The organism is Nocardiopsis sp. MT53, assembly GCF_019598965.1.
Lineage (GTDB): Bacteria > Actinomycetota > Actinomycetes > Streptosporangiales > Streptosporangiaceae > Nocardiopsis > Nocardiopsis changdeensis.
On record NZ_CP080599.1, the window covers coordinates 6,231,438 to 6,246,355 of the forward strand.

Here is a 14,918-nt window from a genome sequence, read left to right on the forward strand (position 1 = left end):
GGGCGGTGGTGGTGGGCACCGGAGCGCAGATGGTCGGCCCCCGTCGCGTCCGGCCAGGGACGCGTCCGGACCGGCCGGACTCCGGCCGGTCCGTCGGGCTCTCCCCGGCTCTGGACGCCCCTGTGGTCGGACATCCGGGACAGCGTGAACCGCGGGTCCAGCCCCTTGCGCAGCCGGCCGGTGCAGTCGGCCGACAGGCGGAAGGCGATACAGAAGCGGGGGGCGGACCGATGGGAGGCATCCTCGCCGTCGTCCTCGGCCGGGGGTGGCAGCCCAGGTCAGGGACACGCGAAAAGTCGACAGGGAAAAAGCAACAGCGCCACCGCCAAAGGCGATGATCCGCGCTTCATCCCGCACCGTGCCGAAGAGGCGGTCAAGGGGTCCTGCGCGCGCTCCAGCGGGCCAGTGCCGCCGGCCCGGTGATCTCGTCGAAGCCCAGGGCGAGGGCGCCCCGCACCGGGCCGTCGGAGCCGTGGACCGCGTCGGCCACGGGCGGCGGGTCGGCGCGGTGGAGCGCCATGAGGCCGCCGCGGTAGGCGTCGGCGAAGGCGCCTGGGGCCGCGGCCCGCAGGCCGGGCGCCAGGCCCGCGAGGGTGACCGCGTCGGGGTCGTGCAGGTTGACCAGGCCCGCGATCCCCGCCCCGAGCGCCCGCGCGGTGCGCTCGACCGCCCGCCGGTCCCGGTCCGATACCCTCCCGGAGCGGACGGCCTCCAGCACCTCCCGCCCGTAGGCGAACGGGTCCCCGGGGACCGGGTCGCCCCGGTGGCGGGCCAGGGCGCGGCCGTCGACCATGAGGTCCCAGCAGCCCCGCGCCCCGCAGGGGCAGGCCAGGTCGGGATCGCCCAGTGGCAGGTGCCCGTACTCGCCGCCCGCTCCGCGCGCCCCCGTCACCGGACGGCCGTCCACCAGCAGCGCTCCCCCGACGCCGACCGCGACCAGGAGGTGCAGCGCGGCGCGCGCGCCGCGGGCGGCGCCCCCGCGCGCCTCCGCGATGCCGCCGAGCGTCGCGTCGTTGCCCACCAGCAGCGGTACGCCGGTGCCGCCCGCCAGGACGCCCAGGTCGGCCTCGTGCCAGCCGCGGGTGGAGAACTGCAGCAGCCGGGTCCCGCTCACGGCGCCCGCGACCGCGGCGACGACCGCCCCGACCCGGCCGTGCTCGCGGCGCGCCGCGGCGCCCACCGCCCCGGCGACCTCCGGAAGGAGGTCCACGGGCTCCCGGTCGCCGTAGGTGCCCGCGGCGGCCTCGGTCACGGTGCCGGCGAGGTCGCCCAGGAGCACCCGCCACCCGGCGGCGCGCAGGTCCATGACGGCCGCGAGCGGACCCCGCGGGTGGGCGCCCAGCACGGTGGTCGGGCGGCCGGGCCCGCCGCGCCCGGCGCGGTGCTCGGCCAGCAGGCGGGCGGCGCGCAGCCGCTCGATCAGCTCGGCTGCCGCGCCGCTGGCCAGGGCCAGCCGCTCGCAGGCCGCGGTACGGGTGATCCCGGGTTCGGCGTACACCAGCCGGAGCAGCTCCGAGGCGGTGGACCACCGCAGGCGCGCCGAACGGGACATCCGGTCTCCGGTCACGACTGGTAGTCCTTCCACTCGGGAAATATACTCGGGCTCCGAGTAAAACTATCGCGAGGAGGCCCGATGAGCACGGACCAGGCCGGCCGCACCACGGTCGAGGTCGAGGCGGTGCTGTTCGACATGGACGGCACCCTCGTGGACTCCACCGCGGTGGTGGAGGACGTGTGGGCCCGCTTCGCCACCCGCCACGGCGTCGTGCTCGCCGACGTACTCGCGTACTCGCACGGCCGCCAGACCAAGGACACGCTGCTTCGCTTCCTGCCGCCGGGGCACGACGTGGACGCGGTGGCCGAGGAGATCGAGCGGGAGGAGACCACGCGCACCGACGGCATCACCGAGATCCCCGGGGCGCGCCGCCTGCTGGAACTGCTGCGCGGCGCCCGCACGGCCGTCGTGACCTCCGCCTCCCGGCCGCTGGCCGAGGCGCGCCTGCTCGCCGCGGGCCTCCCCGTGCCCGAGGTGCTCGTCGCCGCCGAGGACGTGGCCGCGGGCAAGCCCGACCCGTCCGGCTACGTGGCCGCGGCCAAGCGCCTGGGCGTCGCCCCGGACCGCTGCCTGGTGCTGGAGGACGCGGAGGCGGGCATCCTCGCCGGCCTGGCCTCGGGCGCGCACACGCTGGTGGTCGGCTCCCACCTCTCCCCCGCCACCCGCCACCTGGACCGCGTCCCGGACCTGCGCCCGGTCGGCGCCGACCCCGCCGCCCACGGCGGCGCCCGCCTCCACTGGCCCCACCACCCCACCCCCTGACCCCGAATGACCCCGAACGGGTGCCCCGCCCTCCCCCACCTCCGGCGGCCGGACGACAATGGGGGCGTGTATCAGCTGGAAGCAGTCATCGCCGACCGAGCGGTGCTCCGTGAGCTGGCCGGCCCCGTCCGTCAGGCGCACATCGTGCCCCTGAACCAGGGCCTGTCGCTGCTGCCGATGACCGACGCGCTGTTCGACGCGCTCACCGTCGCCGGGGCCCCGGGCCTCGACGGGTTCTGGAAGGCGCCCGCCGGGCTCGGCGACAGGTCGGCGGCGTGCTCGGCGCACGGCCCGGTGGCCTACGTCGAGGCGGACTTCTTCGGCGGGACCGGAACGCAGTCCGCGCAGGTGTGGGACCGCGGCGAGGTGGTCCTCGGCCCCCTGCACACCGCGGAGGGCGAACCGGCCCCACCGGCCGGCAGCCCGATCTCCCAGGCGCTCCGGAGGCTCGGCGTCACCAGGGGCGACCACTTCGACGAGTTCGACGCGGCCGGGCTCGGCCGCCACCGCCGCACGGACGCCTGGCTTCCGACCCCGCCCTGACCACGACGGGCGGCCCCGCCCCGGCCGCCCGGGCCGCGGTGTGCTCGGCCTAGTGCCCGGCGATCGGGTGGTACGCGGCGTGCTCCCTGCCTTCGAGGGTGTCCGTGACCATGGCGCCGAGGCTGTTGAGGATGTGGGAGCGCACCAGTCCGGCCGCGGCGGCGCCGTCGCCGATGACGACGAGCTCCAGGATCTCGTGGTGCTGGTTCAGGTCGATGGTGCGCGGTTCGGCGCCCGCGGGCAGTTCCAGGCCGATCCGCCGGTACCGGTCGGCCTTGTCCCATAGGTCGTCCAGGAGCCGGATCATCACGTTGTTGTGGGAGGCGGTGTAGATCGCCCGGTGGAAGGCCCTGTGCGCCGCGATGGCCTCCTCGCCCCAGGTGCGGGTGACCGGCAGGAGCGCGTCGGCCGCCGCCCTCATCGCGGCGATCTCCCGTTCCGTCCGGCGCAGCGCGGCGAGCTCGGTGGCGGAGGGTTCCAGCGAGAAGCGGGCCTCCAGCAGCTCGCGCGCCTCGGAGGCGCTCATGGCCGCCACGCGCACATCCCGGTGGGTGTCCATCACGACCCAGTCCTCGCTGGCCAGCCGCCTGATCGCCTCGCGCAGGGGGGTGATGCTCATCCCCATCTCCTCCGCCAGCTCGTACTGCGACAGGCGTGACCCCGGGGCGAGCTCACCCGAGGTGATGCGGCGGCGCAGCTCGGTATAGGCCAGCCCGCCCTTGCTGGAGAAGACGTTCGCGCCGGTCATCGTGACCTCTCTCACAAGATTTTCCCTCATGGGCTTGTGGCCCCACCCCGGCCAGTATAGGGTCCCGCATAACTTATAAGAGACTTATAAGACCCCTTTCCGCAGGAAGAGACCCATGCGAATCGTTTCCGCCCACGTGGGAACCATCCCGATCAGCTCGTCGATGCGCAACGCGTACATCGACTTCAGCAAGATGGACTGCACGATCCTGGCCCTGGTCAGCGACGTGGTGGTCGACGGCAGGCCCCTGGTGGGCTACGGCTTCAACTCCAACGGCCGGTACAACGCCACCGCCATCCTGAGCGAGCGGATGCTGCCGCGGCTGCGGAACGCCGCGGCGGAAGAGCTGCTGGACGCGAACGGCGACCTCTCCCCCGCTAAGGCGTGGGACGTCATGATGCGCAACGAGAAGCCCGGCGGCCACGGCGAACGCTCCGTCGCCGTCGGTGTGGTGGACATGGCGCTGCACGACCTCGCCGCCAAGGCCGCCGGAGTGCCGCTGTACCGGTGGATCTCCGACCACTACGGCGACGGCGCCCCGGACGAGGACGTCTTCGTCTACGCCGCCGGCGGCTACTACGCGCCCGGCAAGACCCTGGAGGACCTCCGGGACGAGATGCGGGGCTTCCTCGACGCCGGGTACGAGATCGTCAAGATGAAGATCGGCGGCGCCGACCTGGCCGAGGACCTCAGGCGCATCGAGGCGGTCATCGACGTCCTGGACGGCGACGGGTCCCGGCTGATGGTGGACGTCAACGGCAAGTTCGACCTGCGGACCGCCCTGGAGTACGGCCGGGCCATCGACCGGTACGGCCTCTTCTGGTACGAGGAGGTCGGCGACCCGCTGGACTACGCGCTGAACGCGACGCTGTCGGAGAACTACCGCAACCCCATCGCGACCGGAGAGAACCTGTTCTCCCTCCAGGACGCCCGGAACCTGGTCCGCTACGGCGGCATGCGCCCGGACCGCGACTTCATCCAGGTCGACCCGGCGCTGAGCTACGGCCTGACGGAGTACCGCCGGATCCTGGACATGCTCGCCCTGCACGGCTGGTCCTCACGCCGGTGCATCCCGCACGGCGGGCACCAGTTCTCACTGCACATCGCCGCCGCCCTCAAGCTCGGCGGCAACGAGTCCTACCCCGGAGAGTTCCAGCCCACGGGCGGCTTCACCGACGACGCGGTGGTCACCCGCGGCCGTGTGGCGCCGGGCGACCTCCCGGGCATCGGCCTCGAGGGCAAGGCGGAGTTCTACAAGGTCCTCCGCGACCTGCACGGCTGACCGCCCGGGACCGGCGGCTCCCGCGGCGGTCGCGCACACGGGAGCCGCCGTCTCCGATACCGCACATCGCGTCTCCGAGGCGGCGCGAACGACCGCCCGGGCCACGGGCGCCGCCGACGGAGCCGGTGCCACGACCGGCGACGGTCCCCTACCTCCCCGCGGAGTCCCCTCGGCCCTGTTCCCGAACACGGCCGGGATCGATCCGCTCACCCCCCGAACCCGTCTCTTCGCCGCGGTCCGCGCCGGGCCGAAGAGCAGAGAAGGTGCAGCAATGGCGACCTCGTACCCGTACCCCCTGTGGGAGAGCCTGTGGGCGTCCCACCGGCAGATCAAAGGGCTCCTGATGTTCTCCGAGCGCGGGAAACCGCCGCGGGCGGAGTCGGCGGCCTCCGGCGGACCCGCCGCACACGAGGGCTCCGAGGCCACCGGGCCGGCCGCGGAGCCCGGCGGCCCCGGCCCCGGCTACACGCCCGCCCGCGTCACCGGGCTGGTGCTCGGCCCGCTGCTGTTCGTGGTGACGCTCCTGTTCTTCGAACCCGAGGGGCTCTCACCGGCGGGGCTGGCGGTCCTCGCCACCACCCTGTGGGTCGCGACCTGGTGGATCACCGAGGCGATCCCCATCCCGGTCACGTCCCTGCTCCCGGTCGTACTCCTGCCGCTGACCGGCGCACTGGACGGCGATACCGTGGTCGCGGCGTACGGCAACGACATCATCTTCCTCTTCCTCGGAGGGTTCTCGCTCGCGATCGCGATGGAGAAATGGAACCTCCACCAGCGCATCGCCCTCTCGATCGTCGCGGCGATCGGGACGAGTCCGCGCCGCATCGTCCTCGGCTTCATGGTCGCGACGGGCTTCCTGTCGATGTGGGTCTCCAACACGGCCGCCACCATGATGATGATCCCCGTCGGACTGGCGGTCGTGTACCAGGCCGCCCGTTCGCTGCGGGGAGGGGAGTTCGCCGACGACCTGCCCAGGTTCGAGAAGTCCATCGTCTTCGGCATCGGATACGCGGCCACCATCGGCGGCCTCGGAACGCTGATCGGGACCCCGCCGCTCGCCGTTCTCTCGGCGACCGTCGGGGAGCTCTTCGGCGAGAGCATCTCGTTCGGCGGGTGGATGGTGTTCGGGGTCCCGACCGCCGTCCTCCTGCTGGCCCTGGCGTGGTTCTACCTGACGGGCGTCAAGCTCAGGGTCCGGTTCAAGCAGCTTCCCGGCGGCAGGGAGATCATCCGGGAGGAGCGGAGGTCCCTCGGCCGGATGTCCACCGAGGAGAAGGTCGTGCTCGCCGTCTTCCTCGGAACGGCGTTCATGTGGGTGACCCGGTCGTTCCTCTGGGAGGACCTCCTTCCCGGGATCAGCGACGGAGTGATCGCGATCGTCGCGACGGTGGTCCTGTTCACCCTGCCGACCCGCAGCGCCGGGGAGAAGAGGATCCTCCGGTGGGAGGACTCCAAGAAGATCCCCTGGGGGATCCTCCTGCTGTTCGGCGGCGGGCTGGCCATCGCCGCGGGGTTCGTCGACACCGGCCTCTCCGCGTGGATCGGCGAACAGCTGCGCGTGCTCGACGGGGTCGACGTGATCCTGACCATCGTCATCGCCACCGCGCTCGTGCTGTTCCTGACGGAGATCACCTCGAACGCCGCGACGGCGACGATGATCCTCCCGGTCATGGCGGCCCTCGCGGTCTCCCTGGGCATCCACCCGTACGCGTTGATGGTCCCCTGCGCGATGGCCGCGAACTGCGCGTTCATGCTCCCGGTGGGCACCCCTCCGAACGCGATCATGTTCGGCACCGGCAAGGTGAAGATCATGGAGATGGTCAGGTCCGGGTTCTGGCTGAACGTCATCGCCCTCGCCCTCATCGTCGCCGGGGTGCTGTTCATGCTGCCGTTGCTGTGGGGGATCGACCTCATGGCCCTCCCCGCCGGGTTCCGCTAGCCGCAACGCCGGGAGGCGAAGCCGACCGGCCCCTGTCGACCGAACCCGGTGGAGCGGCCCTCCACCGGGCCACCCGCCGGGAACCCCGCGACCATCCCCGGCCCCGAACGCACACCCCAGGACTCATCCCCTGTGGTGGACGGGCGCTGGCAGACCAGAGAGTGCGGGCGATGCCGGCAAAGGCCGGGAGCGGCCGGCCGGTGGCGTCGGTGCGGCCGGCGGCATCCGGCCGCCCGGGGCACGGCGCGCTCCGCCCGCCACCGGTGCCCGCCCGGCCGCCGCGAAGACTCCCCACCCCGGCGGGCCGGGCGGCGCGACACCCCGCTCGCGCGTCCGGCCGCGCAGACGGGCGTGACCGCACCCCTTGCCCCGTGCGGTTCGGCCGGCTCGTGCCCGCGGGACCACGACGGAAACGGACCGTCGGGGACTCCACGGCCAGAGGTCGCAGGACTTGGTCGCAACAGGGGCGGCCTCCGGAACCACCGGGAACGTCAACGACCGGGCCCGCAGCCTGCTGCTACGAGCCTTGAGGTGCATCGGCGAGCGTGCGGTGGCGGGTATTGCGACACATCACGATGAGCTCGTCCAAGATCAGGATGCTCGCGCCGGCCCTTCTGACGTTCTCCTGCCACACCAAGGAATCACAGCCCGCCCTACAGCAAACCCCATAGCCGCCTAGCGTCATTCATACAGGTGGATCCCCGGGAAAATAAATCATCAATACCACGGATGTCCCGATAGGCAGCATCATTGCCTACTGGACATGAGCGATCTCAGCGAACAGGATTCGCACCACCACTCACCGATAATGATCCAGCCTTGCCTGCGGAACGCTCGGCCACGTGCATCCACAGCCATTCTCGTCGTTCTCACTCTCGGGGCACGAACCCGCCTCCTCCTTGCGTACGACTCACGAGACCTAGACAACTAGCGCCCACAGCATGACACCAACTTCCGGGAATCATCGGTTACATCTGAAAACTAATCAGACAAAGGCAAAGAGCACTCCTCCGAGGAAATATAAATCCGCCAATCTTCGTGATTTTTTCGGAAACTCATGCCCAAATCCTCCATGTAATCAAAAGAAAAGAAAGTCACATATCCAGAAAACATGCCAGGATCTCCCATGATCGGAGCCGCGCTCACCCTGGAAACGATCCTGCGATCTGGAATTTGAAGATTGGCCCGATAAAGAACCTCCCAAGCAAAGGCAGTCCCCCTCCCAAGGAGGCCCGCAACTCCTTCCATACCGTTCGTGTCCATGTCCTCATCTGGGATACCCCTGCCATTAACGGCCAACTCGTACTCACCTGGACCAGGGAATGAGGCTCTCGATCCAAAGTAGAATCTTTTAAACTTCGAGAGCAGGGCAGAACCATCTTCCATGATCCAACCATCTACTACGACATCGGAAAAATCTTCTGGAAAATCTTTGCGCCGCAGATCACCCACAAATCCGGACCCCAAAAGAGACTCAACACCGGGACTGAAAGAAAACAAAAGCCTCTCCCTCCACCATTCCAGCAAGGCATTCAAATTCGATTACCCGCACGGGAAAACTCACTGCAACTCCAAGTGCAACCAAAGAGGGCGCCACAATGTCGACTTTTCATTGAATTCCCAAAGAGGGGAAAACCCTCTTCTCGGCGACAGGCTTCCTTTATCCTACATCTCAGGAATTCTCTTATTGGGATTCTCGGCGGCCTGGTTGTGCGTCGATGGTGGAATGGATTGTGCCAGACGAGCCGGGGAACCGTTCCAGCGGTTGGTGCCCGAGGCACCCATCCATCCCCGGGGCGGCGGACGGCGCAGACACGGCGACCGGAAGGCCCTGGCCACGACCATCTTTGTGGCCACGCCGGTTACACCTGTAACCCGGGGCTGGGCCAAGCTGCACCGGCTGGTCCTGGACGAGCTCGGTTCCCGAGGTGAGTCGGACTGGTCGCGGTGAGCGATCGGACCGGTGAACATGCGTGCCCTCAAAGGGGGGATCTGACGGGTCCTGATCTTGTCGACCGGGGCAAGAAGGGGGCGAAGATCCACCTGATCACCGGTCGATCCGGCCTGCCCCTGTCCGTGTTCATCTCCGGGGCCGCACCCATGACAACCAGGCCCTACGACCCCTGGTTGGAGGGATTCCTCCCCTCCGTTCCAGCCATGGACCACCACGACGCCGCACGGCCGAGCTGCACGGCCACAAGGGCTGCGACCACCTGCACCACTGGCTCAGGCAACAGGGATCGTCCACCGTCCGACCCACACGAGTGGGGAGTCCTCCTCGAAACGGTTGGGGCGCCACCGGTAGCAGGTCGAACACACCATGGAGTGACCGGCCGGATGCCGCCACCGGCCGACCACTCCCTCACCTTCGCCGGCATCGCCCGCATCCTCATTCGGTACCGCGGACTCGCCAAATGAGATGAGCTCTCAACCCGCTCCGCCCATCCACCGCCGAGCGCGCTGTGCCCGCCCCGGGGTCGGGGCGGGCACAGCGCGCTCGCGGGGCTCAGACCTGGGCGGGAACGCGGCCGGGCGGGGGGTCGGCCGGCGGGCCGAAGTACTCGTGGGCCGTGCGGGCGAGCAGGGTGGCGCCGTCCGCGATGACCCGGTTCGCGGCCTCCCCCACGCAGGCGGCGGCGAACCCGGGCTGGTGGTTGCTCACCGGGAAGCACCCCAGGCCGATGTAGGGGTGGATGGCCGGCACGTGCCGGGACACGTTGCCCATGTCGGTCGAGGCCCGGTTCATCGTCTGCTGCTCCGCCGGGGCGTCCAGCCGCCGCCCGAGCGCGCGGGCGTGGCGCGTGTAGATCTCCAGGGCGCGCTCGTCCGTGCGGAACTCGGAGTAGGACTGCGACTCCGGGGTGAACTCCAGCGCCGTGTCCGTCGCCAGCGCCCCCGCCTCGAAGCACCGCCGCACCCGATCGCGCAGCGGCTCCAGTTCGGCCAGGGTCTCGGCGCGGGTGTACCAGCGCCCCTCGGTCACCTCGGGGATGGCGTTGGGCGCCTGGCCTCCCACCGTCTGGATCCCGTGGACGCGGGTGCCCGGCGGGAGCTGCTGGCGCAGCAGCCCCAGGGCGACCTGGGCGACGACGAACGCGTCGTTGGCGTTGCGGCCCTCGTGCGGGTAGGCGGCGGCGTGCGCCGCCCGGCCGGTGAAGCGGACGTGGTCGTGGGCGACCGCGTAGGGCTCGGCCCGCGGGGCGTCGACCGGCGCGGGGTGGGCCATCAGCGCCAGGTCCAGGTCCCGGAAGGCGCCGGCGTCGAGCATCTCGATCTTGCCGCCGCCGCCCTCCTCGGCCGGGGTGGCGATGACGTCCACGCGCAGGTCGAACCGCTCGGCCCACGGCCGCAGCGCGATCGCCGCCCCCGCGGACATGGCGGCGATCAGGTTGTGTCCGCAGGCGTGGCCCAGGCCGGGCAGCGCGTCGTACTCGACGATGAAGCCGACCCGGCGCCGCCCGGAGCCGTAGGAGGCGTGCAGCGCCGTGGGGAAGCCGAGGTAGGAGGTCCGGACGGCGAAGCCGAACTCCTCCAGCAGCTCCGCCGTCCACCGCGCGGCGCGGTGCTCCTCCCAGGCGGTCTCGGGGTGGGCGTGCAGCGTCTCGGAGTAGGCGATCAGCCGGTCGAGGTGTCCGGTCGCGTCCGGCAGAGCGCCGGAGCGGTCGGCGGCACCGGGGATATCGGAGGTGCCGGAGCCACCGGCTACGCCTGAGATATCCAGGGCACCTGGAATACCGGTCCCGCCGGGGACGCCGGGGGATCCGGAGCCGTCTGCGATGCCCGGTACACGTGAGACTCCCGGGACACCGGTCCCGCCGGGAACGCCGGGGGATCCGGAGCCGTCTGCGATGCCCGGTACACGTGAGACGCCTGGGACGACGGTCTCGCCGGGAACGCCGGTCCCGTCGGGGTCCCAGGAGCCACCGGACCCACCGGAGGCACCCCCGCCCCCATCCACAGCCCCCGGTTCAGCGGTCATCGCCGGGCACCCCGTATCCCGGTGCGGCGGCCGGGTCCAGGCCGCGCCGGACGTAGTCGTCGCGCTGCGGCAGCCAGACGCCGAGCAGCCCGCCCAGCGCCCCCACCGGGTCCTCCTGCCAGTCCACGCGCAGGTCGGTGTCCCGCCAACCGTTCGCCGACACGGTGGACAGCCCCGCCGAGTACACCGGCCCCGCCTCTCCGCCGGCGGCCAGGCCCGCGGCGAGGGCGGCGAGCAGGCGCTCCTCCAGCTCTCCCCCGGTCTCGCCGAAGGCGGCGCACATGGCCGCGGGGACGCCGGGGTCGGCGAGCATGTTCCCGGCTGCGGCGCAGTGCGGCCCGGTGGCCTCACCGTGGACGCCGAGGGTGTGCCCGCCGCTGAACGCGGCCGCCGCGCCGGAGGCGTCCACCACGGTGAGCTGCCGGTACGCGGCGTTCGGTTCGCCGCCGACCACGGAGTCGAGCGCCTCCCGCGCCCCCTCCCCCGCGGCGAGCCGGTCCAGCAGCGCCGTCCCCAGCCTCGGGTCGGTGATGTTCTGGGAGGCGACCGCGCCGACGCGGTCGCGCAGGTGGACGACGCGCGCGGCGACGGCCGGGGAGGACGAGGACACGGCGATGCCGAACCTGCCGTCCTGGTGGGCCGCGATGGAGAAGGTCATGCCCCGCCTCCCGAGATCACGGCGGTCGCGTCGATCTCCACCAGCCACTCGGGCCGGGCCAGGGCCTGGACGACGATACCGGTGGAGACCGGGTGGACGCCCTTCAGCCAGCGCCCCATCTCGCGGTAGACCTCCTCACGGTAGCGCGGGTCGACGAGGTAGACCGTCACCTTGACGATGTCCTGGAGTCCGCTGCCCGCCTCCCTGAGCAGGAGGTCGATGTTGGCCATGGCCCTGTCGGTCTGCGCGCGGACGTCGCCGACGCCGACGGACTCCCCGGTGTCCAGGTCCTGGCCGATCTGGCCGCGCAGGTACACGACCCCTCCGGCCACCACCGCCTGGCACAGGTCGTTGTCCAGGTTCTGCTCGGGGTAGGTGTCCCTGGTGTTGAACTTGCGGATGCGCGTGTGCGTGGTCATGGTGTGATCACCCCTGGGCGTGGGACGGAGACGGGAACGGGCGCGGGCTCGGATTCGCGTGCGAACCCGATGGCGGTTGCGCCTGCGACTGCGACCGCCGTCGCGGGTCCGGCCGCGCGTCGTGGTGCCGCATGTAGCCGCGCTGGATCGAGATCTGGTCGGCCACGTACCTCGCGTCGTGCCAGGCCCCCCAGATGAAGCTCGAACCGCGGCGGGACTGCCACGGCAGCCCCATGAAGTAGACGCCGGGCTCGGAGGAGACCCCGCGCTGGTGCCGGGGCCTGCCGTCGGCGTCGAGGGCGTCCACCTGGAGCCAGGAGTAGTCGGCGGTGAAGCCGGTGGCCCACAGGACGGTGGTGATCCCGGCGGCGGCGAGGTCGAGTTCGAGGACGGGGTCGGTCACCGACTCCGGGTACTCCCCCAGCTCCCGGGCCTGCGGCTCCTCGGGCAGGTCGAGGCCGTTGCGCTCGATGTAGGCGTCGGCCTCGTCGAGCAGGGCCAGGTGGTCGGCGTCGCCCCGGGCGATGTTGTCCCGCAGGTCGGGGGCGAAGCGGACGGTCCCGGCGTCGAAGGACTCCGTCCGGCCGACCAGGGTGATGCCGCGCGCGGCCAGGGTGCGGAAGTCCACGGTGTGGCCGCCGTGCGCGCCGCTGACCGCGATGGTGACGTGTTCGGCGCCCTGGGGAGGGGTCGCCGCCTCCCACTTGCCGAGGACGCCGAGCCACCAGACGAAGTCGTGTCCGCGGTACCTGCGCGGCGGGCGGTCGTGCGGGCCGACGGAGAGGTACACCCGCCGGCCGGCGGCCCGGAGCTCGTCGGCGATCTGCACCCCCGAGGAGCCGGATCCGACCACGAGCACGGCGCCCTCGGGCAGCTGGGCGGGGTTGCGGTAGGCGCTGGAGTGGAGCTGGTGCGGGACGGCCCCCTCCGGGAGGATCGGGGGGACGACCGGCCGCTGGAACGGGCCGGTGGCGGCCACGACGTAGCGGGCGTGGATGTCGCCGTCCGAGGTCCGGACCCGGAACCCCCGGCCGCCGGGGCGCCTGCGCACGGAGGTCACCTCGACCCCGCACCGGATCGGCGCGCCGATCTTCTCGGCGTAGTCGGCCAGGTAGTCCGCCACCTGGTCCTTGGTGGCGAAGTCCTCGGGAGCCAGGCCGGGGAATTCGAGGCCGGGGAAGCGGTCGTGCCAGACGGGGCCGTTGGTGACCAGCGAGTCCCAGCGCTCCGAGCGCCAGCGCTCGGCGACGCGGTGCCGTTCCAGGACCACGTGCGGCACCGCGCGGTCGCCGAGGTGCTCGCTCATCGCGATCCCGGCCTGCCCCCCTCCCACGACGACGACCTCGATCTCTTCGACTGACATGCGGAACCTCCGGGGTTCGTTCAACGCGTGTGGTGTCGCGGGGCGGGCGCGCCCCGCGTGTTCTCTCCGGACCGTCCGGCGGCCGTCCGCGAGGGGGGTCCGCGGGGCGGGGCCTGCCGGTGTCCGGGCCGTGGCCGGTTCAGCGCGGGGCCCGGTCGCTCTCGTGCAGCAGGCTGGAGCCCGCGGTCTCGGGCATGGTGCGCAGCGTGACCGCGCCGATGACGCCGATGACGATCATGGTGAAGGCGGGGACCATGGAGCTGCCGGTGAACGAGATCAGCCAGGTCATCAGGTACGGGAGCGTGCCGGCGAAGAACGCCCCGGCGACGCTGTAGGCCATCGACAGGCCGCTCTGCCGGGTCCGGGTCGGGAACAGCTCGGCCACCGCGGAGGCGTGCGTGCCCAGGATGATCGCCAGGATCAAGGCCAGGCCGAAGGTCGCGGCGAACGCCGCCCACGAGGCGTCCGCCTGCATGAGCAGGAACAGCGGGACTGCTGCGACGACCAGCAGGGCGGCGGCGGTGTAGAGCACGGGCTTGCGGCCCACGCGGTCGGAGACGATGCCCGAGAGCGGGATGACCCCCATGGCCACCACCGACGCCGCGGCCGAGAGCAGGGCCGCCCGGTCGGCGGGGATGCCGACGATCTCCTCCTGGTAGGTGATCAGGTACACGAGGACGATGTAGAAGGTCGAGTTCATGAAGGTCTCGATGCCGACCGTCTGGAGGAACTGCCTGCGGTTGGAGCGGAACACCTCGACGACCGGCTGGCTGGGGACGTTGTTCATGTCCTCCAGGGCGCGGTACTCGGGGGTGTCCTCGATGCGCAGGCGGATGTAGAGGCCGACCGCGGCCAGGGGCACCGTGAGCAGGAAGGGGATCCGCCACGCCCAGTCCAGGACGGTCTCGGCGGGGAAGGCCGCGTGCAGCGCCCAGACCACGAACGACGCGCACAGGAACCCGGCGACCGAGCCGAACTCGATCCAGGAGCAGCCGAACCCGCGGCGCTTGGGCGGGGAGAACTCGGCGAGGAAGGCCGCGGCCGAGCCGAACTCGCCGCCGGCGGCCAGCCCCTGGATGACGCGGGCGACCACGAGCAGGATCGGCGCGAGGATGCCGACGGAGTCGTAGCCGGGCAGCAGTCCGAGCATGAGCGTGCCCGCCGCCATCGAGATGATGACGATCGACAGGGTGGCCTTGCGGCCGAAGCGGTCGCCGAGGTGGCCGAAGAGCACCGATCCGAGCGGGCGCACGAAGAACGCCACCGCGAAGACGGCGAAGACCGAGAGGAGCGCGGTGGTGCCGTCCTGTTCGGGGAAGAACACCTGCGCCATGGTGGTCGCCAGGTACGCGTAGACGGCCCAGTCGAACCAGTGGACGAAGACGCCCACCGCTCCGGCGAACACGCTCCTCCGCAGGTCCTTGCGGTCCACCCGCTCCGAGAGCTCACTCGTCATCCGTCCTCCTGGGGGTGCGGTCCTGGTCCTCCCCCGGGCCCGGGGCCGTGGCGGCCCCGCCGCCGCGGGAGGTTCCTTCGATGACCAGGAGGCCGCTCGCACACGGGGGTGTGCGGTCGAGGTCCGCGAGGGCGCCGGGAGCGCCCGGGGGCCGCGGGGTCCGACCCGCCTGTGTCATGGGTCACCACTATCGGGGCGGTCTGTACGATCTGTA

12 protein-coding genes and 1 pseudogene are annotated in these 14,918 nt (G+C 71.5%); 5 read left to right on the plus strand and 8 right to left on the minus strand.

What is annotated here, in order from left to right; translation table 11 throughout:
• Window positions 1-373: 373 nt before the first annotated feature.
• Entirely contained in the window at window positions 374-1,567 is a 1,194-nt protein-coding gene (locus K1J57_RS28035) for an ROK family protein (RefSeq protein WP_220561713.1), read from the minus strand.
• A 66-nt stretch (window positions 1,568-1,633) separates the two neighbouring features.
• Here K1J57_RS28035 and K1J57_RS28040 point away from each other — a divergent pair, with 66 nt between their 5' ends.
• Together K1J57_RS28040 and K1J57_RS28045 are read left to right on the plus strand one after the other, a co-directional pair.
• A complete protein-coding gene (locus tag K1J57_RS28040; RefSeq protein ID WP_220561714.1) occupies window positions 1,634-2,317 on the plus strand; it encodes an HAD-IA family hydrolase in 684 nt (227 codons plus the stop codon).
• 66 nt (window positions 2,318-2,383) lie between these two features.
• Window positions 2,384-2,860: a hypothetical protein gene (locus K1J57_RS28045; RefSeq protein WP_220561715.1), complete on the plus strand. Its 477-nt coding sequence runs from the start codon at window positions 2,384-2,386 to the stop codon at window positions 2,858-2,860.
• 49 nt (window positions 2,861-2,909) lie between these two features.
• Here the strand turns inward: K1J57_RS28045 and K1J57_RS28050 are convergent, their stop codons facing one another.
• Window positions 2,910-3,608: a GntR family transcriptional regulator gene (locus K1J57_RS28050; RefSeq protein WP_220561716.1), complete on the minus strand. Its 699-nt coding sequence runs from the start codon at window positions 3,606-3,608 to the stop codon at window positions 2,910-2,912.
• 115 nt (window positions 3,609-3,723) lie between these two features.
• Between K1J57_RS28050 and K1J57_RS28055 the strand changes: the two genes are divergently transcribed.
• Both K1J57_RS28055 and K1J57_RS28060 read left to right on the plus strand, forming a co-directional pair.
• Window positions 3,724-4,890, plus strand: coding sequence for an enolase C-terminal domain-like protein (locus K1J57_RS28055; protein WP_220561717.1), 1,167 nt, complete (start codon window positions 3,724-3,726; stop codon window positions 4,888-4,890).
• 271 nt (window positions 4,891-5,161) lie between these two features.
• On the plus strand, window positions 5,162-6,829 hold the full coding sequence (locus K1J57_RS28060; RefSeq protein ID WP_220561718.1) for a DASS family sodium-coupled anion symporter: 1,668 nt from the start codon (window positions 5,162-5,164) through the stop codon (window positions 6,827-6,829).
• A gap of 981 nt (window positions 6,830-7,810) precedes the next feature.
• On the opposite strand, the gene K1J57_RS28065 is transcribed toward K1J57_RS28060, so the two are convergent.
• Window positions 7,811-8,356 carry a hypothetical protein gene (locus K1J57_RS28065; protein ID WP_220561719.1) on the minus strand — a complete coding sequence of 182 codons (546 nt, stop codon included), beginning with the start codon at window positions 8,354-8,356 and terminating at the stop codon, window positions 7,811-7,813.
• Window positions 8,357-8,547: 191 nt separating this feature from the next.
• Between K1J57_RS28065 and K1J57_RS28070 the strand changes: the two are divergent.
• Window positions 8,548-9,247: pseudogene (locus K1J57_RS28070) on the plus strand (IS5/IS1182 family transposase).
• An 88-nt stretch (window positions 9,248-9,335) separates the two neighbouring features.
• On the opposite strand, the gene K1J57_RS28075 reads toward K1J57_RS28070, so the two are convergent.
• The 5 genes from K1J57_RS28075 to K1J57_RS28095 all read right to left on the minus strand — a co-directional run bounded on the left by K1J57_RS28075 (window position 9,336) and on the right by K1J57_RS28095 (window position 14,704).
• Window positions 9,336-10,808, minus strand: a complete 1,473-nt coding sequence (locus tag K1J57_RS28075) for a M20 family metallopeptidase (RefSeq protein ID WP_255646647.1) — start codon at window positions 10,806-10,808, stop codon at window positions 9,336-9,338.
• Window positions 10,798-11,466: a DUF1028 domain-containing protein gene (locus K1J57_RS28080; RefSeq protein WP_220561720.1), complete on the minus strand. Its 669-nt coding sequence runs from the start codon at window positions 11,464-11,466 to the stop codon at window positions 10,798-10,800. Before K1J57_RS28080 ends, K1J57_RS28075 begins: the two co-directional genes overlap by 11 nt.
• A complete protein-coding gene (locus K1J57_RS28085; protein WP_220561721.1) occupies window positions 11,463-11,885 on the minus strand; it encodes a RidA family protein in 423 nt (140 codons plus the stop codon). The genes K1J57_RS28080 and K1J57_RS28085 overlap by 4 nt, the downstream gene beginning before the upstream one ends.
• 7 nt (window positions 11,886-11,892) lie before the next feature.
• Window positions 11,893-13,248, minus strand: a complete 1,356-nt coding sequence (locus K1J57_RS28090; protein ID WP_220561722.1) for an NAD(P)/FAD-dependent oxidoreductase — start codon at window positions 13,246-13,248, stop codon at window positions 11,893-11,895.
• Window positions 13,249-13,387: 139 nt separating this feature from the next.
• Window positions 13,388-14,704 carry an MFS transporter gene (locus K1J57_RS28095; RefSeq protein ID WP_220561723.1) on the minus strand — a complete coding sequence of 439 codons (1,317 nt, stop codon included), beginning with the start codon at window positions 14,702-14,704 and terminating at the stop codon, window positions 13,388-13,390.
• Window positions 14,705-14,918: the final 214 nt, after the last annotated feature.